This is a genomic window from Jeotgalicoccus aerolatus (assembly GCF_014635205.1).
Taxonomy (GTDB): domain Bacteria; phylum Bacillota; class Bacilli; order Staphylococcales; family Salinicoccaceae; genus Jeotgalicoccus; species Jeotgalicoccus aerolatus.
This window is the reverse complement of sequence record NZ_BMCN01000004.1, coordinates 32,468-53,705: the sequence shown is the minus strand read 5'-3', so window position 1 is coordinate 53,705 and position 21,238 is coordinate 32,468. Positions and strand designations below refer to the sequence as shown.

Annotated in this window: 26 protein-coding genes; 5 read left to right on the top strand and 21 right to left on the bottom strand. The window is 41.4% G+C overall.

Translation table 11 applies throughout. The annotated features are described in order from the left end of the window. Window positions 1-57: 57 nt before the first annotated feature. Genes IEU81_RS10060 through IEU81_RS10050 form a run of 3 tightly spaced genes read right to left on the bottom strand, consistent with a single transcriptional unit; the run spans window position 58 to window position 1,655 of the window. Entirely contained in the window at window positions 58-222 is a 165-nt protein-coding gene (locus IEU81_RS10060; RefSeq protein ID WP_176760592.1) for a hypothetical protein, read from the bottom strand. Continuing rightward, window positions 223-813: a nitroreductase family protein gene (locus IEU81_RS10055; protein WP_092596593.1), complete on the bottom strand. Its 591-nt coding sequence runs from the start codon at window positions 811-813 to the stop codon at window positions 223-225. It lies immediately after the preceding gene. Continuing rightward, window positions 810-1,655: an alpha/beta hydrolase gene (locus IEU81_RS10050; protein WP_186090877.1), complete on the bottom strand. Its 846-nt coding sequence runs from the start codon at window positions 1,653-1,655 to the stop codon at window positions 810-812. The genes IEU81_RS10055 and IEU81_RS10050 overlap by 4 nt, the downstream gene beginning before the upstream one ends. Window positions 1,656-1,766: 111 nt before the next feature. Here IEU81_RS10050 and IEU81_RS10045 point away from each other — a divergent pair, with 111 nt between their 5' ends. Continuing rightward, a complete protein-coding gene (locus IEU81_RS10045) occupies window positions 1,767-2,033 on the top strand; it encodes a hypothetical protein (protein WP_186090875.1) in 267 nt (88 codons plus the stop codon). A 78-nt stretch (window positions 2,034-2,111) separates the two neighbouring features. On the opposite strand, the gene IEU81_RS10040 is transcribed toward IEU81_RS10045, so the two are convergent. The 13 genes from IEU81_RS10040 to IEU81_RS09980 form a co-directional block, all read right to left on the bottom strand. Beyond that, window positions 2,112-2,933, bottom strand: coding sequence for a PhnE/PtxC family ABC transporter permease (locus IEU81_RS10040; protein WP_186090874.1), 822 nt, complete (start codon window positions 2,931-2,933; stop codon window positions 2,112-2,114). Further along, entirely contained in the window at window positions 2,933-3,745 is an 813-nt protein-coding gene (locus IEU81_RS10035; protein WP_186090872.1) for a PhnE/PtxC family ABC transporter permease, read from the bottom strand. Before IEU81_RS10035 ends, IEU81_RS10040 begins: the two co-directional genes overlap by 1 nt. A gap of 10 nt (window positions 3,746-3,755) precedes the next feature. Further along, window positions 3,756-4,523 carry a phosphonate ABC transporter ATP-binding protein gene (gene phnC / locus IEU81_RS10030; protein WP_186091031.1) on the bottom strand — a complete coding sequence of 256 codons (768 nt, stop codon included), beginning with the start codon at window positions 4,521-4,523 and terminating at the stop codon, window positions 3,756-3,758. A gap of 237 nt (window positions 4,524-4,760) precedes the next feature. After that, window positions 4,761-5,825, bottom strand: coding sequence for a PhnD/SsuA/transferrin family substrate-binding protein (locus IEU81_RS10025; RefSeq protein ID WP_186090871.1), 1,065 nt, complete (start codon window positions 5,823-5,825; stop codon window positions 4,761-4,763). 94 nt (window positions 5,826-5,919) lie between these two features. Beyond that, window positions 5,920-6,738 carry a PHP domain-containing protein gene (locus tag IEU81_RS10020; protein ID WP_231957231.1) on the bottom strand — a complete coding sequence of 273 codons (819 nt, stop codon included), beginning with the start codon at window positions 6,736-6,738 and terminating at the stop codon, window positions 5,920-5,922. After that, complete coding sequence (locus IEU81_RS10015; RefSeq protein WP_208454712.1) at window positions 6,735-7,439, bottom strand: phosphonate C-P lyase system protein PhnL; 705 nt, start codon at window positions 7,437-7,439, stop codon at window positions 6,735-6,737. The genes IEU81_RS10020 and IEU81_RS10015 overlap by 4 nt, the downstream gene beginning before the upstream one ends. Window positions 7,440-7,443: 4 nt before the next feature. Beyond that, window positions 7,444-8,619: a phosphonate metabolism protein PhnM gene (phnM, locus tag IEU81_RS10010; RefSeq protein WP_186090867.1), complete on the bottom strand. Its 1,176-nt coding sequence runs from the start codon at window positions 8,617-8,619 to the stop codon at window positions 7,444-7,446. Window positions 8,620-8,632: 13 nt separating this feature from the next. After that, window positions 8,633-9,475, bottom strand: a complete 843-nt coding sequence (locus IEU81_RS10005) for an ATP-binding cassette domain-containing protein (RefSeq protein ID WP_092596619.1) — start codon at window positions 9,473-9,475, stop codon at window positions 8,633-8,635. After that, window positions 9,462-10,313, bottom strand: coding sequence for an alpha-D-ribose 1-methylphosphonate 5-phosphate C-P-lyase PhnJ (locus tag IEU81_RS10000; protein WP_186090866.1), 852 nt, complete (start codon window positions 10,311-10,313; stop codon window positions 9,462-9,464). Before IEU81_RS10000 ends, IEU81_RS10005 begins: the two co-directional genes overlap by 14 nt. Beyond that, a complete protein-coding gene (locus IEU81_RS09995; protein WP_186090864.1) occupies window positions 10,310-11,389 on the bottom strand; it encodes a carbon-phosphorus lyase complex subunit PhnI in 1,080 nt (359 codons plus the stop codon). The genes IEU81_RS10000 and IEU81_RS09995 overlap by 4 nt, the downstream gene beginning before the upstream one ends. After that, window positions 11,390-11,950, bottom strand: a complete 561-nt coding sequence (gene phnH, locus IEU81_RS09990; RefSeq protein WP_186090863.1) for a phosphonate C-P lyase system protein PhnH — start codon at window positions 11,948-11,950, stop codon at window positions 11,390-11,392. It lies immediately after the preceding gene. A gap of 10 nt (window positions 11,951-11,960) precedes the next feature. Next, entirely contained in the window at window positions 11,961-12,380 is a 420-nt protein-coding gene (locus IEU81_RS09985; RefSeq protein WP_186090861.1) for a phosphonate C-P lyase system protein PhnG, read from the bottom strand. Between the two features lie 203 nt (window positions 12,381-12,583). Further along, entirely contained in the window at window positions 12,584-13,324 is a 741-nt protein-coding gene (locus IEU81_RS09980; RefSeq protein ID WP_186090859.1) for a GntR family transcriptional regulator, read from the bottom strand. A 204-nt stretch (window positions 13,325-13,528) separates the two neighbouring features. Here IEU81_RS09980 and IEU81_RS09975 point away from each other — a divergent pair, with 204 nt between their 5' ends. The 4 genes from IEU81_RS09975 (at window position 13,529) to IEU81_RS09960 (ending at window position 16,662) form a co-directional block, all read left to right on the top strand. Then, on the top strand, window positions 13,529-14,110 hold the full coding sequence (locus tag IEU81_RS09975; RefSeq protein WP_092596637.1) for a xanthine phosphoribosyltransferase: 582 nt from the start codon (window positions 13,529-13,531) through the stop codon (window positions 14,108-14,110). Next, a complete protein-coding gene (locus tag IEU81_RS09970) occupies window positions 14,110-15,396 on the top strand; it encodes a nucleobase:cation symporter-2 family protein (protein WP_092596640.1) in 1,287 nt (428 codons plus the stop codon). Before IEU81_RS09975 ends, IEU81_RS09970 begins: the two co-directional genes overlap by 1 nt. A gap of 124 nt (window positions 15,397-15,520) precedes the next feature. Then, the gene (locus IEU81_RS09965; RefSeq protein ID WP_092596643.1) at window positions 15,521-15,982 is read left to right on the top strand and encodes an S-ribosylhomocysteine lyase; all 462 of its coding nucleotides are present in this window, start codon (window positions 15,521-15,523) and stop codon (window positions 15,980-15,982) included. Between the two features lie 155 nt (window positions 15,983-16,137). Further along, the gene (locus IEU81_RS09960; RefSeq protein ID WP_092596646.1) at window positions 16,138-16,662 is read left to right on the top strand and encodes a hypothetical protein; all 525 of its coding nucleotides are present in this window, start codon (window positions 16,138-16,140) and stop codon (window positions 16,660-16,662) included. 48 nt (window positions 16,663-16,710) lie between these two features. On the opposite strand, the gene rbsK is transcribed toward IEU81_RS09960, so the two are convergent. From rbsK to IEU81_RS09935, 5 genes are read right to left on the bottom strand one after another with little or no spacing between them, the layout of a single operon-like run. Then, window positions 16,711-17,595 carry a ribokinase gene (gene rbsK / locus IEU81_RS09955; RefSeq protein WP_186090857.1) on the bottom strand — a complete coding sequence of 295 codons (885 nt, stop codon included), beginning with the start codon at window positions 17,593-17,595 and terminating at the stop codon, window positions 16,711-16,713. A 21-nt stretch (window positions 17,596-17,616) separates the two neighbouring features. Next, a complete protein-coding gene (locus IEU81_RS09950) occupies window positions 17,617-18,552 on the bottom strand; it encodes a nucleoside hydrolase (protein ID WP_186090855.1) in 936 nt (311 codons plus the stop codon). Beyond that, complete coding sequence (locus tag IEU81_RS09945; RefSeq protein WP_186090854.1) at window positions 18,545-19,489, bottom strand: nucleoside hydrolase; 945 nt, start codon at window positions 19,487-19,489, stop codon at window positions 18,545-18,547. The genes IEU81_RS09950 and IEU81_RS09945 overlap by 8 nt, the downstream gene beginning before the upstream one ends. Window positions 19,490-19,539: 50 nt before the next feature. Beyond that, on the bottom strand, window positions 19,540-20,139 hold the full coding sequence (locus tag IEU81_RS09940) for a response regulator transcription factor (protein WP_092596658.1): 600 nt from the start codon (window positions 20,137-20,139) through the stop codon (window positions 19,540-19,542). Beyond that, window positions 20,117-21,178, bottom strand: a complete 1,062-nt coding sequence (locus tag IEU81_RS09935; protein WP_092596661.1) for a sensor histidine kinase — start codon at window positions 21,176-21,178, stop codon at window positions 20,117-20,119. The genes IEU81_RS09940 and IEU81_RS09935 overlap by 23 nt, the downstream gene beginning before the upstream one ends. Window positions 21,179-21,238 lie beyond the last annotated feature (60 nt).

Here is a 21,238-nt window from a genome sequence, read left to right as displayed (position 1 = left end):
CTCCATATTAATGGAATTACCCTATTAGTCATAAATAATGCATATTTTACAGTTTTTTCATTCCGTATCTGAATCGATGCTGACACTGCAGTAGACCCCTGCAATGAATAATATAAATACCGCCAGGTACACGATAAAATTATATTCCATCGGAATAATTTTTCCGACGCTGAACATCAGCAGTGTTGCGATTAAAAATAGTGTGATTGCTGCTTTTTTCATCTATTTGTCATCCTCTGTAATCCATACCGTTTTGTCCTCAAACGGCGTGCGTTTCGGCTCTGGATTTTTCTTCATATCCGATTCACCGATGAAGATCACACCTAAAATCTCTTCGTTATCAGTCAGCTTAAAGTACTCTTTAACTGGCTCTGCATAATATGCCGGTCCGCTTTTCCAAATGGCACCGAGCCCCATACCATGTGCTTCAAGGAGTATGTTTTGCACCGCAGCTGAAACTGCTGAGACATCTTCGATATAAATCGCTTTGTCATTATTTTCCTGCGGGCTGAGTGCAACCACAATGGCAGTCGGCGCAATCAGCGGTTTTGAACTCAGCTTGTTAATGCGTTTTTGCCCCGCTTCTGACTCCGGATCATCTACTCGGGTTTTCGCCCACTCTGCCAGCACTCTTGACAAGGGCATGCGCCCGTCACCCTGGAGTACAAAAAACTTCCAGGGTTCAGTGTGGTGATGGTTCGGCGCCATTACCGCCGCCTGCAGCAGCTGTTCCACGCTTTCCTTGCTGATCGGCGCCGTATCTTTAAATATTTTTATACTTCTTCTCGTTTGTATTGCGTCCGTAATATTCATTCTGTTTTCTCCTCTGCAGCCTTTGTCAAACGGTCTTCGATCCACTTGATCACCGTATTGAAAATCTCATTTTTCTTAGTAAATTCATTAAATATCTCATGCTCCAGTTTTGGATATATAATGAGTGCTTTATCGCTGGAAGAAATCTCATCGTGGAATTGCTCTGAATCTTTTGGTGATACGAGCCCGTCATTTTCTCCGTGAAGAATAAGTACCGGATCTTTAAAATCTCCCGCTTCAAGTTTTAAATATTCGATGCCTTTGTCCAGCGTTCTGATGAGACCGATTGAAATTTCTTTTTTGTTTAAAGCATCTTCAATGTAATGCTTCAGTACAATTTCAGTGCTGCATAGACCTTCGCCCATCTCGTTTTTAATATAATCATTGCTGTCGAGTCCTACCGGTACGTCTTTAAATAATTCATGGTTATAACGAGTTAAAGCACCCGAAGTGATATACCCGTCAATTTTTCTTGGATATTTCGTGCCGTATAAAGCAGCTGTGTAACCGCCCATGCTGTGGCCAATCACGAAAACTTGCTGTTCAGACAGCAGTTTTTTTGCATAGAGTACAATTGCATTTAAATCATCCGTAATTTCATCCACATCAGAATAAAACGTGTTCTCCCCTGAAGAATGTCCGTGGCCGCGCTGATCGTAGCGTATCACATTAAAACCGCTGCGAATTAACAGACCTGCGAAATCATCATAGCGTCCCAGATGCTCTGCGAGACCGTGCACCATAATCACCGTCGCCTTGGCAGTTTCAGGCTGTTCTGTCGTCTGCACTTTAGTATAAAGCAATGTTCCATCTTTAGACTCAATGTATTTTACAAATGACATACTTATCACTCCAATCTCTGTTACATGAAATTATAACCTTAATTACATGAAATTGCATATCTTAAAGGGTTAATATATCATTGAAAGAAATACATTTTATAAAGGTGCTTTATGTCTAAACAGAAAAAATATATACTCTCATTCGTCTGCGGTATTCTTTTATATCTCGTTATGTTTATCGCGTTAATTTACTTCAATTTTATTTACTATACGACTGGATTTTTTGCATTCGTTATTTTTGCTTTTGTCGCTTCTGTACTGTTCAGAACGCTCGCAAACAAGTTCGCCAAAGCAGACGACCGCCCAGATTTGTATTATATGATTTTTATCGGCAGCTTCGTTGTACCAACTTTAATTCACATGCTGTTCTTTATTTAAAGACGGTGAAAAACGCACTTAACTCATTTAGAGTTAAGTGCGTTTTCTCTCTTATACCAGTCAAATACTTTCCTGATCTTACGCTCTGACCTTTAACTGATTCGCAATCAGCTCTAGAACAATTGCGACTGCTAGTATAATTAAAGTAATGGCGCCGACTTCCTGCATATCGTAGTAGAAAGTGCTGGCCATGAATAATTCATAACCGATACCACCCGCGCCTGCTGCGGCCCCCATTGCAACTGCAACACCAAAGTTAATTTCAAAGCGCAGGAATGTCCATGAAATTAAGTAGCTTTTCGTCTGAGGCACGATAACCTGGAACAGTATATGAGTGTAACTCGCACCTGATGCTCTCAGCGCTTCGATTTTACCTTCATCTACTTCTTCAAATGCTTCAGAGTATGCTTTTACCAGATAAGCAATGGAATGGAAAATCATGCCGATAACTGCTGCAACTGCACCGAGTCCTGCTGCAATCGCAAAGATTAATACCCACAGCACTGTCGGTACTGCGCGCACAACGGTAATGAATGCTTTTATCGTGTTGCTGATCCACGGTTTTGATAAGTTAACCGCCGTACCGAATGCTAAGAACAGTGAAATCACTGCACCTAAAATCGTTGCCAGAAATGCAAGAGACAGTGTAATCGCTACTTGCCATAGCGCACTCGACCACGTTGTATTATTTAAGCTCGGAGATAAAAACATCTGTCCGAGATTATCAAAAGTCATTGGAATAGCCTGAGTTAAATCAAGCCCGGAGTAATCCATGATGAAGAAACCGATAACTGTGAATATTGCTGATCCGATCAGCAAGGCTTTTAATATTCTTTGCCCTCTATTCGGTTTAGAGACTTTAATGCCGCCATTTTTATTACGTTCAACGATTGCCGTCATTATAAAATCTCCCTTCTGATGATGTTTGAAATTGCTTCAATCACAAGGACTGCGATGACGATTGACAATGTAATCAGTGACACCATTTCATAGTTCAGCTGCTTATAGTAAAGATCGAATAAGTAACCGATACCTGTTCCTGTCAGAAGCCCGACTAAGGTCGCACTGCGGATATTCGTTTCAATCATGAAGAGAATCCAGCTGAACATCTGGGGCATGCTGCCAGGCAAGACTGCTTTAAAAATAGTATGCCAGTAAGTTGCGCCCGTTGCTCTTAGAGCCTCGACTGAGTCTTCACTGCCTTCGTCGATTGTTTCGACAAATGCTCTGACTAAAAACCCAAAAGAGCCGAAGAATAGTGCTAAAAATCCTGTCATAGAGTTCGTTCCGAAACTGATAACTAAAATTAAAGCCCAGGCAACCACTGGAATATTACGTGAAATCGACGCGATTACTTTAGCAGCCAGCATTAAAGGCTTATTAATGTAAGTTAATTTAGACCCCATCAGTGCAAAGACAACGGCAAATACTGCTGCTGTCGTCGTCGACACGATTGAGATTAAAATTGTTTCCCATAACAGCCTTGCAACACTGCCTAAGTTAGCCAGGGTTGAGGCAGAAAACCACATATTGCTTGCCATCCATGAGGCAGCAGCAGGTATCGATAAGACACCCTCAATATGATTATATTCCGTGATGTAGCTCGCCAGCATGATTAACCCGACAATAACTACAACTGTCAAAAGCAAATAGAGGTTTTTCTTTTGAATAATATTAATTTCATTCGCCTGTATCGTATTAGTTTTGCTCATCTTTACTCACCTACTCCGTAATTAAGTCGTCAAAATCTGTACCGTAAATCGATTGGATGACTTCTTTATCAATTTCAGATGGATGGCCGTTATAAACAATCTGTCCGCTATTCAAGCCGATAATACGGTCGGAATAGTTTTTAGCAACATCTACCTGATGGAGGTTAACGATTACTGTAATGCCTTTTTCACTGCATATTTTTCTTAAGTGCTCCATGATGACTCTTGAAGAACTTGGATCCAGTGAAGCAATCGGTTCATCACATAAGATGATTTTAGGTTTTTGAACCAGTGCACGGGCAATACCGACACGCTGCTTTTGTCCGCCAGATAATTCATCACAGCGCTTGTAAATATGATCTTGAATACCGAGCTCAGTAATGATATCGAGTGCCTCTTCTTTTTCAGATTCTGTATACATAGAGAAAATGCCCTGCAGACTATTCTTGTAGCCTAATGTTCCGTGCATGACGTTTTCAAATACAGACAGACGGTCTACCAAATTATAGTGCTGGAAAATCATGCCGATGTTCGTTCTCATTTTTCTCAGCTCTTTGCCTTTAACGCCTGTAATATCTTTGTCATCAAACGTAATTTTACCCGAAGTCGGCTCTATCATGCGGTTTATCGAACGAAGTAACGTAGACTTACCTGCACCGGATGGACCGATAATAGACAATAATTCACCCTGTTTAATATTGAAGTTAATCCCTTTAAGGACCGACTTTCCTTTTGAATATTCCTTATTAAGATTTTCAATAGACATAATTACAGGCATTTGTTTAAGTTCTTTTTTCGATGCAGTATCAATCTCATTACCTGTAACTTCTAAATCTTCATCGAAAGAGATCAGAACTTCATCCGTCTCTTTCTTATTAAAATCTGTTCTGCTCTTTACAGTTTCTTTTGTTTTATGTTCCACCGCCATGGAATGTTGCCTCCTAATTAAAAAGAGGGGAAATCCCCTCTTAGTTGAATAAATTTTATATCGTTAGATGTCAGTTAGATTTTCAATTTAGTTGCCGCTGTTCAGTTCTCTAATTGGATTAAACCACTCATCTTCAACAATTACGAAACGCTCGTCTGCTGATTTAGTAAATAATCCGCCTTCTTCTGAATCTTCAGGAACGAATATTTTTTCATTATTAGCTACTTCGTCAGAAGCTAATAATTCCTGAATTTCGTTGAATGTTTCTTCACCTAAAGTGCTGACATTACCGATAAACGGCGCGTTCAGTACCGGTGTTGCAGAGATAATTCCGAATTGTTCTCCTGCAAGGTTAGAGAATGGATCTGCTGCACCTTCAGAAACTTCGTAAATTGCACCTGGTGTATTCTCTTCACCTTCAGCAAGCTCGACGTAGTTCTCAACACAAGTGTCACAGAATGCTGCAACATCCGCTCTGTCATTTATTAAGTTCACTGCAGAACCCTGGTGAGTGTTACCGAACATTACTTGTTCAAAGAAACGGCCGCTTTCAGCTAGGTCTTCTTCAGTTAAATCTGCATATTCTTCAGTTTCTGTAAATTTGTTTAAGATCGTTGATGTCGGTACTCTGAATCCTGAAGTTGATGATGTTGATACGAATGAGAAGTTTTTGCCTGGGAATTCGTCGATAGAGTACTCGCCTTCTCCAGTTTCGTACTGCTCCATGTTGTCGACTTTAGTTGCAAACCAGCTGTAGTATAAAGCATCTTCTTCAGTACCTGATGGACCTGAAGGGACAACTAATGGTTCTATATTATCGTTGCGTTCTTTCGCTTGTATGTATCCTTCTGCACCTGTGAATGCCAGGTCAGCATTATCATTGACAATACTTTCAATTGCAATTGCATAGTCTGTAGTTAATTCATGTTCTACTTCTCTGCCTGTTGCCTCTTCTAAAATGGCACCAATTTCCTCACGGGCATCAGCAAGTTCATTACCTGATTCGTTCGGGTACCAGACAAGGTTTAATGGCTCGTCGCTGTTTGCTGCTGTTTCAGAACCTTCTTCTGTCTGCGCCTCTTCTTCTCCCCCGCATGCTGCTAAAGCTAATACAAAAGCTGAACCAAGAAAAACATTAAATAACTTTTTCATTTTCAAACTCCTTCAGTTTTATTTACATGATTAATTAAAAATGATTCTCCTATGCAAGTAAATGCACTTTACATCTATTTAACACATGTTTATATTATCTAAATAATTTTGCCGTTTCTTTTAATAATTCACTGTCTATACCCATCTCAACGTCAGCACCAAAATCTCCGTGATAGTCCGATCCGCCTGTAATAAATAATCCATATTTTTCACACAATTCGTCTACTTTTTCATAGTCTTCCGGACCGTGATCCGGATGATATTTCTCCACCCCGTCGATCAATTCATAGCTGTCATCGATCAATTCATAGCTTTGAAGCTGGCCGGGATGAGCAATAACAGCCAAACCGTTATCCTGTCTAATCGCCTTCAGTGCTTCGGTGTAGTCGATATATTCAATGTCTCCGCTCGCCGGACCGTTATTTTTAAATAACGTTCTGTACTTAGTCGTATATTTAGGACATGTGTAATGATCATCGCAAATTGCATGCATAATGTGCTGCTTGTATATAACTCCAGCTGGACCGACAGTCTTTTTGACCGCCTCCATATCGACATCTATGCCGTAATCTTCTATCTTCTTGATTTGTTCCAAAGAGTGCTGATGACGTCTCGAAAGTAAAGGTTCTGTTAACTTTTTAATGTTTGGGGCATCTAAATCATAGTTGTAACCCAAAATGTGCACTTTTCTTTTGCGCTTAAAATCATAGGCTGAAATTTCTATCCCAGGAACCAGGTCGATTCCTGTTCGTCTTGCATATTGAAGCGCTTCATTATATGTCAAATTTGTGTCGTGATCGACGAAGCTTAACATTTTAACACCGCGTGCTTTAGCCAGATCCAGCACTTTATTTACACTATCTTTACCATCGGAAAAGTTGCTGTGTACATGCAGATCTATTTTGTTCATCATACGGCACGCTCCTCGAGCGATTTCGTGTTCATGTCATAGACTTTAGTACATAAGCCGTCCATAAATTCGAGGTCGTGAAAAATGCCGATTAATGTCGTACCGTTATCGATCAGCTTTGAAATGGTTTCTCTGACTTTCAGCTTGGATTTTTCATCGAGGGATGCTGTCGGTTCATCGAGCAGCAGCAGACGCGGATTTTTAACGACTGCACAGGCGATGTTTAAACGCAGCTTTTCACCGCCGCTGAACGTATTGGGATAGTTATGCCACAGTGCTTCAGGGATATCGAAGTGTCTGAGTGTTTCTTTCGCTTTAACGGCTGCAGTGTCTTTATCGATACCCATTTCGAGCATAGAGTTGATGACTAATTCAAGCGTCGTCGTCCGCGGCATCACTTTTAAAAATTGTGAGACATAACCGATTTCTTTAGTGCGCAGCTGAATCAGCGCCCTGTCAGTAATGCTGTGCAGATCAACATCACCAAAAGATTCTGAAGCGTACGTCACAGCACCTGTTGTCGGCTTATACGTCCCGTAAATACTTTTTAATATAGTTGATTTACCGCTGCCGCTTTCGCCGACAATGCCGAGAAATTCACCTTTTTTCACATCAAATGTAACACCGCTGACCGCTTCTCTCGTCTGGTTAAGGTGATGAATCGTAAACGATTTGCTAAAATCATTGATTTTAATCATAGTAATCCTCCTAATCTATTCGGTAGTGATACTGGCTGACAATTTTTCCGTTGACGATACATTCCGTAATCGTCGGATAATCATCAAAAATTCTAATCACGTTTAAATCCGCCTTTTTCCCAGGTGCTATTGAGCCGATTTCATCATCCATCTGAACAGCCTTAGCTGGATTAAGCGTGATGAGTTTGAAACCGTCCACCAGTGAATAATTTGCCTCTTTGTGTAATTTAAAAACAGAGTGCAGCATAGCTGGCGGATAATAATCACTGCATAGAATGGAGATACAGCCTTCCATAATGGCATCTTTGGCATTTAAGTTTCCTGAATGCGAACCGCCGAGCATTATATTTGGTGCACCGGCCAGTGTGTACATCCCTTTGCCGTGGGCATATTTTGCAACTTCCATTGTGATTGGAAACTCGCTGATGGTCGTTGCCAGTGTTTCATTAAAATCAATTTTGTCCGTTGCATCATCGTCATGTGACGCGACTGCAATCCCTTTAGACCTGGCCAGTTCCGACATTTCTTCCATTTCTGACACAGACAGTCTGTCCATTTCCTTTTTATTTTCTATCTGCTTATTGATTTCTTCGTCTGAAAGATCCTGATAGCCTTTCATCGTGTGACGGTATTTCTCAATATTGCGGTACTGTCCCTGACCTGGGGTATGGTCCATAAAACTGAGAAGATGCACACGGTCGTTTTTGATATGGTCTTTTATCGTGTCGACCATGCCGAGTGAATCCAGCTCAAAGCGCGCATGCAGACGGTGTCTGATTAAATGTTTCTCAGAGTGTGTCCGGTGAATGGCATGAATTAACTTGTTAACATTGTCAGGCTGTCTGACCGGCTTATGACCGAACAGATCCTGTTTGTAAATCGATAAAGAATGGAACATCGTCGTGATGCCGTGTGAACTTAAAATTCTTTCCGACTCTTTAATGCCGATGTTAAAATCCATTACTGTCGTTGGCCTCGGTGCGATAATTCCTTCAATATAATCGGAATGTATATCGATAAAACCTGCAGTCACATAACCGCCTTTTGCATCAATCACTCTGTCATGACCTTCGGTATCTGCTGCTGTCATCGGAATAATTCCCTTGATGATATCCCCTTCGACAACGACTGCATGGTCTTTTAAAATATCCGTTTCTGTTATGACGCTGCTATTTATAATGATCAAAACCTGTCACCTCTTATAAGATTGAGTAAACTAACTGCTGGGTGTATTTATGCTGCGGATCTTCTAAAATCTGATCAGTAATACCGTGCTCAATCACCCGTCCGTCAAGCATCACCATGGTCCGGTCACACAGCATGCGGATAATCGCAAGGTCATGAGAAACGACAATCATACTGACACCCATATCACGCTGAATTTCCTTTATCAGTTCGAGCACATCTGCCTGTACTGACAAATCCAATCCTGTTGTGACTTCATCCAGCAATAGTATCGGCGGATAATTCGAGAGGGCTTTAGCAATCTGTACACGCTGCTGCATACCGCCGGAGAAATTTTTCGGCGCCTCGTATTTGCGGCTGAGTGCAATATTTACTTTCTCAAGGAAATGATCTGCACGCTTAGTCATCTGACCGACATTACGGTTGCCGCTCGCAATCAGTTTTTCTGCAATATTTGTCACAGAGGAGAAGTCCATCTTCAGCCCCTGAATCGGATTTTGATATACCATGCCCAGCTGTTCGTTTCGAATTTGTCTTTTCTTTTGGCTGGATACGTTAAATACATTGCCGTCGACTGTATCGTCTTCATGTAAAATATACTCCCCGCCAGTGGCTTCCTGATCAAAATACAAAGTTTTCATCAATGTACTTTTACCGCTGCCGCTTTCACCGACGATGCCGAGAATTTCACCTTTGTACAGATCGAGCGAGGCATTTCTCACTGCGTATACTGTATGGCATTCAGGACACATATTTTTCTGAAGTTCAGCATCCGGGTTTTGACAGTAATCACAGCCGCTGCCGAATTTTTTTGAAAAATCTCTAAGCGACAGTACTACCTCATCATTGTTTGGCATTGTTTACTGCCCCCTCATTCATCTTCTCCAACATGTAACTTGTATCATTTGTCATGTAGTAAGTCTCTCCTGTTTCTTCATCCTGAAGCTCATCCATATAGACTCCGGTTAAGCCTGATTCACGGCACACCTTATCGTCGAATTGTTCCACTTCAAACGGATAGTCTTCAAAAGCGAGTGATTCTACTTTTGTATACGGCGGCACAGCGTGAATTTTCTTCTCGCGGCCTGCACCGAGTAAAATTAAGCCGTCATTATGATTCATCTTTGGATTATCAAACCGAGGTATTGGACTCGGCGCCATTACATAGCGGTCGTTGACCATGACTGGATAATCCGCATCATCGGTAATATGACCGTATTTCATAATCTGCTCAAATAATTTTATAAATGCACCGCTGTACTCTTTATCCCCGTGAAGCATTTTTGTTTTACGCTCGCTGGCTTCAACGACCCTGAGCGGTTCCGGCTGCGGCACTTGCAGCACTAAAATTTGGAATGGTTTTAAAGGGACTTCCGGAATTCTGTGTCTAGACTGAATCAGCGTCGCTTCTCCACTGTGAATCGTTTCCTCAACACCTGTTGTACTTTGAATTAAGTTGCGGATATTTACAGCATTAACCGATTCATCTGAACCCTGGTCGATTACTTTTAACACATCTTCCTGACCGACAAGTGATAATGTCAGCTGCAGTCCGCCGGTACCCCAGCCGCGTGCAATCGGCAGCTCACGTGATGCGAACGGCACCTGGTAGCCCGGGATAACGATTGCTTTTAAAGTTTTTCTGCGGATTTCTTTTTTTGAATGTTCATCTAAAAATGCAAAGTTCTGACTCACTGTTTTTCCCCCTTGCCTTGACGCATACGGTCAAGTTTTGATTGGAAGGTGACATAGTGCGGCAGTTTCAAGTGAGAGATAAATCCTGTCGATTCAACGGAATCAATGTGATATAGCACAAACTCGTCATCACTTGTCGCCACACCCGGTACCGGATGTTCCAGACTGTAATCCAGTACACTCATAGCAATGGCCTTCGTTTCATTTTGACCAAATACCAGACCGTAGCCGATTTTTATCATCAGGTCTTTTTCACCTGCATCAGTATCATCTTCATCAAGATCCGGCATAAATCCATCGATTTCTGTGACCTCGAAATCACCGATAAAATACTCGCCGTACCCATCATCAAGATCGACATGCACCGGCTGCTGACCCACCCGGCACTCACCGATATTCGGATGAGATGCGATACCGTAACCGCGAATTTCAGCGTAGCCAAGCGACGTTACTGCACCTGTTTGACCGCGCGTTAATGCCTGCAGTCTTTGACTTCTCGTACTTGGGTACTCGATTGCTTTTTTCGTAATATCGTCCGGTTCATTATTGTCTTCCGGTTCACGGACGAAGAGCCCTTCTTCTTCTAAATAATCAATCACTTTAGGCAATTTATTAAGTGCATAATTAAACTGCACTTCTTTGTAGTCGATTGAATCAGTCGGTCCCTCTGCCATTTTATTCAGTGAATCATCTAAAAGACGATGGGTAAAATCAGAAGTCGCACCGAGGATCTGGCCGCCCGGAATATCTTTAAAACTTGCAGATACACGGCGTTCTACGAACATTTCTCTCGTGTCTGTAATTGTTGAATAATATAATCTCGGCAAAGTCGAGCGATGCGCACGCATCAGGAAAACCGCTTCCTCCATATTGCCTTCCGCCTGCTTGATGGCCAGTGCTGCAGTGTCACGGTCGTAGAAACTCGCTTCACTCATAATCTGGTTAATCAGCTGGCGCATATTTGTTTTTATATTTTCAACATCGATGTCGGCACCTGTTTCAAGTCGCCTGTTCTTATATAAAAGTACTGAATTATTAATGGCATGCGCGCCGCCTTTAACTGCAACGTAACCCATTTACAGCACCTCCACTTTCGTCGTTCTTGGAATCACAATCAAGTTGTTATTTTTATCAGTCATCATTAAATCGATGCCGAGCGGAAATTCTTTGCATACTTCATTTCTATGATTGAACCATTCCTCTGCCAGTGATAATTGAATATCCGTCGTTTCCTTAATACCGGGACCGCTTAAACGATAAGTCCGACCTTTGCCGATACTTTCAATATCGATCATCAGTGTTGCCGACTTTTCCGGGGAAATCAATACGCCCTTCAACACATTTGTAAAATATTCTTTTTTAAGACCTTCCTCTTTTAAGACGATAAAATCTGACGCTGAAAAATCTTCATCAGCAATAGCTCCAGTCAAAACCTTTAGCTCTTTTTTCATCGTTTGATCGCCTGTATAAAACGTCACTTCGTTATCAAACAGTGTCATCGCAGCCAGTAAAGCTGCATTGCTGAAATCTGTATAATTTTTAACTTCTTCAGTAATCAATTCAACATGCCCGGGACGGCTCGTTGCATTGACGAGCTGGCGGTAGACCTGCTGAGTAGTATGTACGATTGTATTCACCGTGATCCTCCTAGTCGTTCATCATTTCGAAGCTGACTTTAGTTTGTAAAATCTTTTCCGTTTTTTCTGCGATATCATTTGCTTCAACATTTTTAAGCGTATTTAAAATTTCATTTAACTCCGTAGTGAACTGCTCCATTTTTATACTCAAATCGATAAAAGCCATCGCTTGTGATAGTTCATTATCTGAACCCTTCACAAGACCAGTACCTACCACTGAGCCATGTCTTATTTTAGTTTCAGTTATGAGCACTTCACCCATATAAAATAATGTGTTCTTCGCATGCTCTCTCGTTTTCACCATCACTAGACCTTCACTCGGTCCGCTGATTATGTCGAAATCCAGTTCTTCTTTATATTTGAGGAAAAAATCTATTGCCTCTTGTCTGCCGTATTTTGCAAAAACGCGTGTCCATAGCTTTCTGTCCATGTCACGACCTCCTTATGACCTAATCCTAACTTGTTGCCAAGTCAGGTGAGTTTAAGTATTGGTAAAGGAATGTAAATATTGGATTGATAAATGTTAAACATCCTGGATGAAGAGCTTTGCTTTATAATTATTCATTCACAACGAAAAATCGCCGCTGTCTTCCACAAGACACAAAAAAAGACCACAACTTAAAAGTTATGGCCCTAATTCTCATCAGACAGCTGATGTTTAAACAAATCGCTTCTATATAATATTTTAACTCGTTCCAGACAGTCACCCGTCTCCTTATCGTACGTATCTGTTTCAAATACTAATAATGGCACCAGTTCGCTGCAGTTTAAGATGTTCATTTCTTCTACTGTAGGAAACTGAGTCGATATGACACGGTCTTTACTGCTTAACTGCTTGTGTCCGGAATTTTTGAAATAGGTATAAACAGACTGCAGATTATTTTTATCGTTATAAATATTTGGAAACAGGTCTTCTCTTATATAGGAAATATGAATGGCACACGGCACATGATTAACGATTCTTAAGCGTGTCACTTTAAATATGTTGACACCTTCCGAAAGCTCGAGCGAAGATCTGTAATATTCACTTTCCTTTTCGCCCGCATAGTCTGCACAGATCACACGGCTTTCATACGGAATATTCTGTTCCTGCATTTTATCAGAAAAACTCGTCGTTCCCGTAACGACAAATTCTATTGTCGGGAGCGGTTCATTGACGAAACGGCCGACGCCTTGTTTGCCGTATACAATTCCCATTTTCTCAAGCTGCACCAAGGCATTTCTCGCCTCAATCCGCTTCGCATCATATGCGTCTGATAATTCATTTTCACTCGGCAGCTTATCGCCGGGCTGCAGTTTTCCGTCTAATATCATTTCGTGAACTTTAGATCTGATCAACGTTTCTTTTGATACTTCTATATTGTTTAAAGACATAATTAATACTCCTTATGACACGATAAATTTATTATACACGTCCGTTCAATTTCATACTAATCATAACAATAACCGAATGTTTTTATAGTTTTACACCATATTTCAATCGAAATATGAACTTAATTCAAAAAAACTCTTGATAAGTTCGTGATTTCTGTTAATATAAATACATTCATAATCTTTCATACTAAAGGAGCTTTCGGAATGGACTTGTTAAAAAACAAAATTTTATCAGAAGGTGTTGTACTTTCGGATAACGTATTAAAGGTAGATAAATTTTTAAATCACCAGATTGATCCCGAGCTGATGGTAGAAATCGGCAAAGAATTTTACAACAGATTTAAAGACTCAGAAATCACTAAAATTCTGACACTTGAATCATCAGGCATTGCCCCTGCTGTCATGACAGCTTTGAATTTTAATGTCCAAGCCATTTTTGCCAGAAAAAGAAAATCCCTGACATTCACTGATGATCTTTTATCTGCACAAGTCTTTTCATACACTAAACAAGAAACGAATATGATTAGTGTGTCGAACCAGTTCATCCAGCCCGGCGATAATATTTTAATTATCGATGACTTTCTAGCTAACGGCGAAGCTGCCGGTGCGCTGATTAATATAGTTGAACAAGCTGGTGCCAACGTTTCAGGTGTAGGCATCGTTATTGAAAAATCATTCCAGAGCGGTGCATCTATTCTTAAAGACAAAAATTATCGTGTTGAGTCTTTAGCACGCATCTCATCTTTAGCGGATCATAAAGTAACATTCGCAGGTGACACAAAATAATGGCACAGCAATCGAACGTTAAAGACTTTTCACTCGGGCTGCAGCACGTACTGGCTATGTATGCAGGTGCAGTCATCGTTCCGCTGATTGTCGGCAACGCTATCGGCCTGACACCCGCACAGCTGACATATTTAATTTCTATCGATATTATGATGTGCGGCATCGCAACAATTCTTCAGGTCTGGAAGAATAAATTCTCCGGCATCGGTTTACCCGTCGTGCTCGGATGTACGTTTACCGCCGTCGGTCCGATCATTAACATAGCAAACACTTACAGCATTCAATCCGTTTACGGCTCTATTTTAGTATCCGGTCTAATCGTAGTTCTCATCGCATCATTTTTCAGTAAGCTGATTCGCTTTTTCCCGCCTGTTGTAACGGGCAGTGTCGTCACTACGATTGGCTTAACTTTAATTCCTGTTGCGATCAATGATCTCGCAGGGGGCCAGGGGGCTGAAGATTTTGGTTCAGCTGTCAATTTATTTTTAGGTTTTATAACACTAATTATTATTTTACTTATTTTAAAATTTGCTAAAGGTTTCTTTGGCTCCATTGCGATATTGTCGGGTATTATTCTCGGTACTGTTATCGGCGCCTTTTTCGGACGTGTTGATCTGACACCAGTTGCTGAAGCATCATGGCTCCATCTACCGCAAGTATTTTACTTCGGTACACCGGAGTTCCATCTGCTGCCGATATTAACCATGACACTTGTCGCTCTGGTCAGCCTTGTTGAATCGACAGGCGTCTATTTTGCACTTGGGGATATTACAGAGAAGAAAATTAACGGCCATGATTTAAAACGCGGCTACCGCGCTGAAGGGATGGCTATTATTTTAGGCGGTCTCGTGAATGCTTTTCCTTATACGACATTTTCTCAAAATGTCGGTTTGATTCAAATATCAGGTGTCCGCAGAAATAAAATTATTTATATTGCAGGTGTCATGTTAATCATTTTAGGTCTTGCACCTAAAATTGGGGCGGCGACACTTGCAATCCCCGGCTCTGTTCTCGGCGGTGCTATGCTTGCAATGTTCGGCATGGTAATTAGCGCCGGCATTAAAATGCTGTCGCATGTTGATTTGAACAAACAGGAAAACATGGTAATTGTCGCTATTTCACTCGGCATGGGTCTGGCTGTTACAGTCGTTCCCGACTTGTTTGCAGTGCTGCCGGAAAATCTATCTGTCATTACATCAAGCGGTATTGTTATGGGCAGCCTTACAGCTATAGTACTGAACGCAGTATTTAACTTTAAATCGATTATCAATCCAAGAAATACATGACGAAGTAACAGCGGAGACAGTATTGTGTCCGCTGTATTATTTTATCCAGTGACTGATGGTTGCCATTTATCTTCTACTTGTAATAAGATTATTACAAGTAAATAATTTAAGGAGTGTATCTTCTATGAAAGAAATGAACGTGGAAAGTTTTAACTTGGATCATACGAAAGTCGCTGCACCTTATATTCGCCTCGCTGGAACGAGCGAAGGTCAGCACGGTGACGTAATTTATAAATATGATATCCGTTTTTGCCAGCCTAACAAGGAACATATGGATATGCCGGCGCTGCATTCAATCGAACATTTAATGGCTGAAAACATTAGAAACCACCACGACCGCGTTGTTGATTTAAGTCCGATGGGCTGCCAGACCGGTTTTTATTTATCAGTACTGAATGATGACGATAAATCAGGCATTGAAGATGTTATGGAAAAAACACTGAACGATGTGCTGGAAGCGACAGAAGTTCCTGCCTGCAACGAAGTCCAATGCGGATGGGCAGCGAGCCACAGTTTAGAAGGCGCTAAAGAAATTGCACGTCAAATGCTTGAAGGCCGTGACTCATGGAGTACAGTCTTCGCATAAGCTTTAAAAGACCGCTTACGAGCGGTCTTTTTTTGTTCTTATTTTAGACACAGAAAGACGTACCAGGCAGTGTTTTATCATCATTTCAATTTACATCATCACCCTTCACGCGTAAAATAAACTGGATAATATAAATATGAAAGAGGTTTTTTGAAATGATTATGCCGGTATGGCTGATGTGGCTTATTCCGCCCGCAGTATTCATGGTAATACCATTAAAAATGCTGATCGACTGGTTTGCGATATACTTACCGCTCGATAAAAAATATAACCGCAAGGAATTGACTGTTAAAACGTCATGGAAAATCTGGCTGACAGATATTGGACTGCATCTTGCAGCCGTTGCGATTCTATACGCATCGCTGTATATTGATCCATTATTCAGAAGCAACCCTGCTTCTTTCGATGAAGTGAAAGAAATCAGTAACGGTACACCGGACTGGATCGTCGCATTTTTCGAAGGTCTGATTGCCAATCCATTCGACAGTATTTACAGTATGATTTTCATTTTAATTGTATTTATCGTTATTATTTTAATTCAATTTAAATTAACTCAAAAAATCTACATCAAATGCGGTCTTGACCCTAAACAGGTTGCTAAATCCAGCATTATTTCAACCTTACTAATGGCACCGTGGATTATTATTATCCCGACATCATTATTTTCATCAATTATTTAACATAAAAAGATCACTGCCGTTGATTCACGGCAGTGATCTTTTTAAAATTTATCTGCGCATTCTAGTTTCTACTTCTTCTATCGTCGGCATTGCTGTCTGAGCACCAAATTTTTCCACACTGATTGATGCAGCCACATTGGCGAAGTTACAGCTGTCTTCTAAATTTTCACCTCGGGCGATGCGGCTGACGAAAGCACCGTTAAAACAATCCCCAGCGCCGGTTGTATCTACCACTTCGGCCTTCATCGTCGGAACATCAACACGGTAAGCATCAACTGAATAGTAGCAGCCCTTGCTGCCGCTCGTGACGACAAACTTATCGACGTGATCTTTTAAAATCTCAGGGTGTGCCTCAGCCAGCTGGGTCAGTTCAATCTGGTTCGGTGTAATGTATGTACTGTAGTTAATAATGTTATCCGTCAGCTTTCTAGCCGGTGCCGGATTAACAACTAAATCAACATTGTGCTCTCCGCACACTTGAGCGACGTGATCCACAGTTTCAATTGGAATTTCAAGCTGTGTCACAACAACGTCGCTGTCTATAATTGCCTGACGGTGTTTATCGATAACGTCTTCAGTAACATTAGCGTTTGCACCCGGCACAACGATAATCGTATTATCCATAGGGTTCACGGTAATCATAGCAATTCCGCTTTCTACGTCATCAATCATTTCAATATGCCCGACGTTGACCCCTTCATTTTTTAAGTTCTCAATCATTTCCTTACCAAATGCATCGTTGCCAACTCTGCCGATAAACGTCACATCACAGCCGAGTCTTGCGGCAGCGACTGCCTGGTTTGCACCTTTGCCGCCGCACAGCGTCGTAAATTTTTCACCGGTCAATGTCTCGCCGATTGCCGGGTGACGTTCTGCTGTAACGACTAAATCCATATTTAAACTGCCTACAATAGTTACTTTAGGCTGATTCATGTGTTCTACCTCCAAGAATTACTATAAACTGCTCAGTTTCTCAAGCAGTATATTTTGAAATGCTGTTAAATCAATATCGTTAAGCAGAGTAACGTTTCGTCCCGCTTCAGGTGCTGTTTTACGCAGATCGCACACTGTCATTCCTCTATTAATGTCATCCGTGCAGTCAACGTCGACACTGACTTGGATCCCTTTAAAAATTTCAGGATTCGTAACGTAAATTACTGCAACCGCATCGTGAATATGCACAAGGTCGCTGTTAATATATGCCGGTGAATCGAAATAGAACTTCAGCATATCACCGAATGCCTTCTGCACTTCGTTCTGACTGGTAAACATTGCTTCAACCTGATTGCGGTCGAGGCCGCTCTTATGCGTCACATCAAGCCCGCACATAACGATTGGCAGGTCTGAATCGAAAACTATTTTCGCAGCTTCCGGATCACCCCAAATATTGAATTCAGCAGTCGGTGTTCTGTTGCCGAAAGTTCCGCCGCCCATCAATACAATTTCTTTAATCCGCGTATTCACTTCCGGGTACACTTTTAATAACAGTGCGATATTCGTCAGCGGGCCGACCGGCACAAGCGTCATCTTTTCATCTTCAGGCAGATTCATAATCGCATCTCTTATCAATTGAAATGTATTCCCTTTTTCCGCCTGTTTTCCAGTTTTTGGAAGTACGGTATTACCGAGGCCAGTTTCGCCGTGGACATGTCCTGCATCTTCTTTCGCTCGTGTTAATGGTCCTTCAGCACCGCGTACGACAGGCACATCCAGCTTTAAAAAACTGCTGAGCGCCAATGCATTATTTGTGACGCGTTCAATCGTCTGATTGCCTGCTACCGTGGAAATACCGTGAATGTGAAGTGCGTCCTGACTCGCTGCCGCTGCTGCCAGTGCAATTGCATCATCGATACCGGGATCGCAGTCGATCCATACGTTTATTTTACTCATTATCGCTGCCTCCGCTGTATGATTTTAAAATCTCCTCAAACAGACTCCAAAATGCCTCCTGGTCTACGCCCAGTGCAACATTTGTATTCGGTTCTCTGCCTGTCACTGATAAAGTATCAACAACAGTCATACCATATGAATATTCACCTTTTGTTTCAATCGTTACATTTAAATATTCCGTTTTAAACAGTTCAGGTTTTAACAAGTACATCGTTGTACACGCATCATGAATTGGGCCGCCGTTAAAGCCGAAATGATTTTTATACGTTTCACCGAAGAAAATGAGCAGTTCTTTAACAAATTCTGCTATTTTGTTATCAATATTTCCAACACGTTGAATGATATCCTGTGTCGCAATGACCTGGTGAGTGACATCAAGACCGAACATCGTCACCGGCACACCGCTCTCATAGACTACTTTTGCAGCTTCAGCGTCCACAAATATATTAAATTCAGCGGCCGGTGTCCAATTGCCGAAAGTACCGCCGCCCATCAGTACAATTTCATCTATATTTTCTATAATTCTCGGTTCTTTAATTAAAGCCATCGCAATATTTGTCAGCGGACCTGTCGGTACTAAAGTAACCGCCTCATCCGACTGCATCACCTGATCGATAATAAAATCGACGGCATGACCATCGAGTGCTGAAATTTCTGGATCTTTTAATACCGGACCATCCATGCCTGTTTCACCGTGGATTTCGGGAGCAATTTCACTCTTTTTCACTAACGGCCGTCTGGCACCCTGTACTACAGGTACATCGAGGTCCAGGAGTTCACTGATTTTAAGAGCATTCACCGTGTTTTTTTCTACTTCAACATTGCCTGCAACTGTCGTTATGCCAAGAATTTTTAAGTCGCTGACATCCGATGCAGCAATAATAATAGATATCGCATCATCATGTCCCGGGTCACAGTCTAAAATTACATTTCTCATTAAAAAACACTCCACTTCTTCCTTGTTAAATTAATTATCTCATGCACCGCTTAATTTTTATAGTAATAAACGACCAGCTGAGTTCTGTCTCTCAAATCCAGCTTAGTCAGCATTTGCGATATATAATTTCTTACCGTGCCTTCACTTAAATATAGTTTTTCAGAAATTTCCTTGTTGTTACAGCCTTCAGATACCAGCTTAATGATGTCCTGTTCTCTCGCTGTCAGATCACTCAAATCCTTATGGGCTGATGCTGCAGACATGTTCTTCACAATATTGCTGTCAAATACCATATTTCCTGACAAAACCGCTTCAATTGCCGGTATAATCCCCGACAGATTATCTTTTAGCAGGTAGCCTTTACAGCCGATATTTAACGCTTCATGGATATATTCATCGTCTTTAAATGTCGTAATTAATAATATTTTTGCTTCAGGGTGTTTATCGAGTATTGCTTTACTTGCCTGCAGCCCCGTCATGCCGCTCATTCTAATATCGGTCATTAAAAGATCTGGCCGATGCTGCTGATACAGCTGAACCGCATCAGCCCCGCCTGTTCCTGTTGCTGCGACTTCGTAATCCGAGTTTTCAACAATTGTCGTCAGTGCGGTCACTACTAAAGGATCATCATCCACGATGACTATCTTCATCTCGTTCAGCCTCCTTATAAAATATAGTATGAACGACAAAACCGTCTGCTGTAAAAGTGGTCAGCACGCCGCCGTACTTTTGGACGATTTCTCTCATCGACTGCAATCCCATACCTGTATTATAACTATCCGAAACCTTGCCGTTATCTTTAACCGTCAAAGTTAAAAACTTAGGATGTTCCTTAATAACGACTTTAAAAGCTGTGGCATTTGAGTGCTTCCTAATGTTAGTCAGCGCCTCTCTGACAATAGACAGCATATCTATTTTCTGTTCGTGAGTCATAGTGAGCTTTACGTCATATATGAATTCTTTACTATACTGTTCCATCTCGATTAAATAGCTGTCAATTCTCGCCTCTAAATCAATCGATGAATCGTACAGATTATGAATGCTGTGCCGGATATCATTCATGCCGTCTTTTAATCTTCCCTGCAGCTGTTTTAAAGACTGCTGCAGTTTATCTTGATCTTTGACGTACTGCAGCGATTCAATCAGCAGGATGCTGCTCGACAGTGAATGCCCGAGTGCATCGTGCATGTCGCGCGCAATACGGTTCCGTTCATTCAGACCGGCCATGTATATATCTTTCTCATGTGTTTTCATAATTTCATTACGCTGAGCTTTCAAGCGGAGATTGTCCTCTGTCAGCTGGTCACGCATGCGCTGAGTCAGTTCTTTTTCTCTATATAATTTAACCGACAGGCTCATGATGTAAAGAATGATCAGACTGAGTATAAGCAATTCCCATTCTTTAAAAAGCAGTATGGGGATCAGTGTCAGCAGACCCATTCTCCCATATTTTCCGTACACGGCATAAGCCAGCAGCGGAAAGAAATACAGATAAGAGATATCGATAAGTAAAAGTCCCAGCAATACTGTCAATACGATAAAAACCACGTACTTTTTCTTAAATGCATCAATCGAAAACAGTGCGATAAACGATATCAATATTACCGTGACATTAGCAGTCTCCACTGACATGAAATAATAAAGCGTCAGCACTGTAAATATCAGCAATTTCTCGTATATCTTCGACATTGTTTCACCTCATCATATGACAATTGTCACTGCAGCTCGTGACGCCGGACACTAACCGGC

Coding starts and splice junctions, on each gene's coding strand:
- IEU81_RS10060 (WP_176760592.1), bottom strand. CDS start 222: ATGAAAAAAGCAGCAATCACACTATTTTTAATCGCAACACTGCTGATG.
- IEU81_RS10055 (WP_092596593.1), bottom strand. CDS start 813: ATGAATATTACGGACGCAATACAAACGAGAAGAAGTATAAAAATATTT.
- IEU81_RS10050 (WP_186090877.1), bottom strand. CDS start 1,655: ATGTCATTTGTAAAATACATTGAGTCTAAAGATGGAACATTGCTTTAT.
- IEU81_RS10045 (WP_186090875.1), top strand. CDS start 1,767: ATGTCTAAACAGAAAAAATATATACTCTCATTCGTCTGCGGTATTCTT.
- IEU81_RS10040 (WP_186090874.1), bottom strand. CDS start 2,933: ATGACGGCAATCGTTGAACGTAATAAAAATGGCGGCATTAAAGTCTCT.
- IEU81_RS10035 (WP_186090872.1), bottom strand. CDS start 3,745: ATGAGCAAAACTAATACGATACAGGCGAATGAAATTAATATTATTCAA.
- phnC (WP_186091031.1), bottom strand. CDS start 4,523: ATGCCTGTAATTATGTCTATTGAAAATCTTAATAAGGAATATTCAAAA.
- IEU81_RS10025 (WP_186090871.1), bottom strand. CDS start 5,825: ATGAAAAAGTTATTTAATGTTTTTCTTGGTTCAGCTTTTGTATTAGCT.
- IEU81_RS10020 (WP_231957231.1), bottom strand. CDS start 6,738: ATGATGAACAAAATAGATCTGCATGTACACAGCAACTTTTCCGATGGT.
- IEU81_RS10005 (WP_092596619.1), bottom strand. CDS start 9,475: ATGCCAAACAATGATGAGGTAGTACTGTCGCTTAGAGATTTTTCAAAA.
- IEU81_RS09995 (WP_186090864.1), bottom strand. CDS start 11,389: ATGGGTTACGTTGCAGTTAAAGGCGGCGCGCATGCCATTAATAATTCA.
- IEU81_RS09985 (WP_186090861.1), bottom strand. CDS start 12,380: ATGGACAGAAAGCTATGGACACGCGTTTTTGCAAAATACGGCAGACAA.
- IEU81_RS09980 (WP_186090859.1), bottom strand. CDS start 13,324: ATGTCTTTAAACAATATAGAAGTATCAAAAGAAACGTTGATCAGATCT.
- IEU81_RS09975 (WP_092596637.1), top strand. CDS start 13,529: ATGGACTTGTTAAAAAACAAAATTTTATCAGAAGGTGTTGTACTTTCG.
- IEU81_RS09970 (WP_092596640.1), top strand. CDS start 14,110: ATGGCACAGCAATCGAACGTTAAAGACTTTTCACTCGGGCTGCAGCAC.
- IEU81_RS09965 (WP_092596643.1), top strand. CDS start 15,521: ATGAAAGAAATGAACGTGGAAAGTTTTAACTTGGATCATACGAAAGTC.
- IEU81_RS09960 (WP_092596646.1), top strand. CDS start 16,138: ATGATTATGCCGGTATGGCTGATGTGGCTTATTCCGCCCGCAGTATTC.
- rbsK (WP_186090857.1), bottom strand. CDS start 17,595: ATGAATCAGCCTAAAGTAACTATTGTAGGCAGTTTAAATATGGATTTA.
- IEU81_RS09950 (WP_186090855.1), bottom strand. CDS start 18,552: ATGAGTAAAATAAACGTATGGATCGACTGCGATCCCGGTATCGATGAT.
- IEU81_RS09945 (WP_186090854.1), bottom strand. CDS start 19,489: ATGAGAAATGTAATTTTAGACTGTGACCCGGGACATGATGATGCGATA.
- IEU81_RS09940 (WP_092596658.1), bottom strand. CDS start 20,139: ATGAAGATAGTCATCGTGGATGATGATCCTTTAGTAGTGACCGCACTG.
- IEU81_RS09935 (WP_092596661.1), bottom strand. CDS start 21,178: ATGTCGAAGATATACGAGAAATTGCTGATATTTACAGTGCTGACGCTT.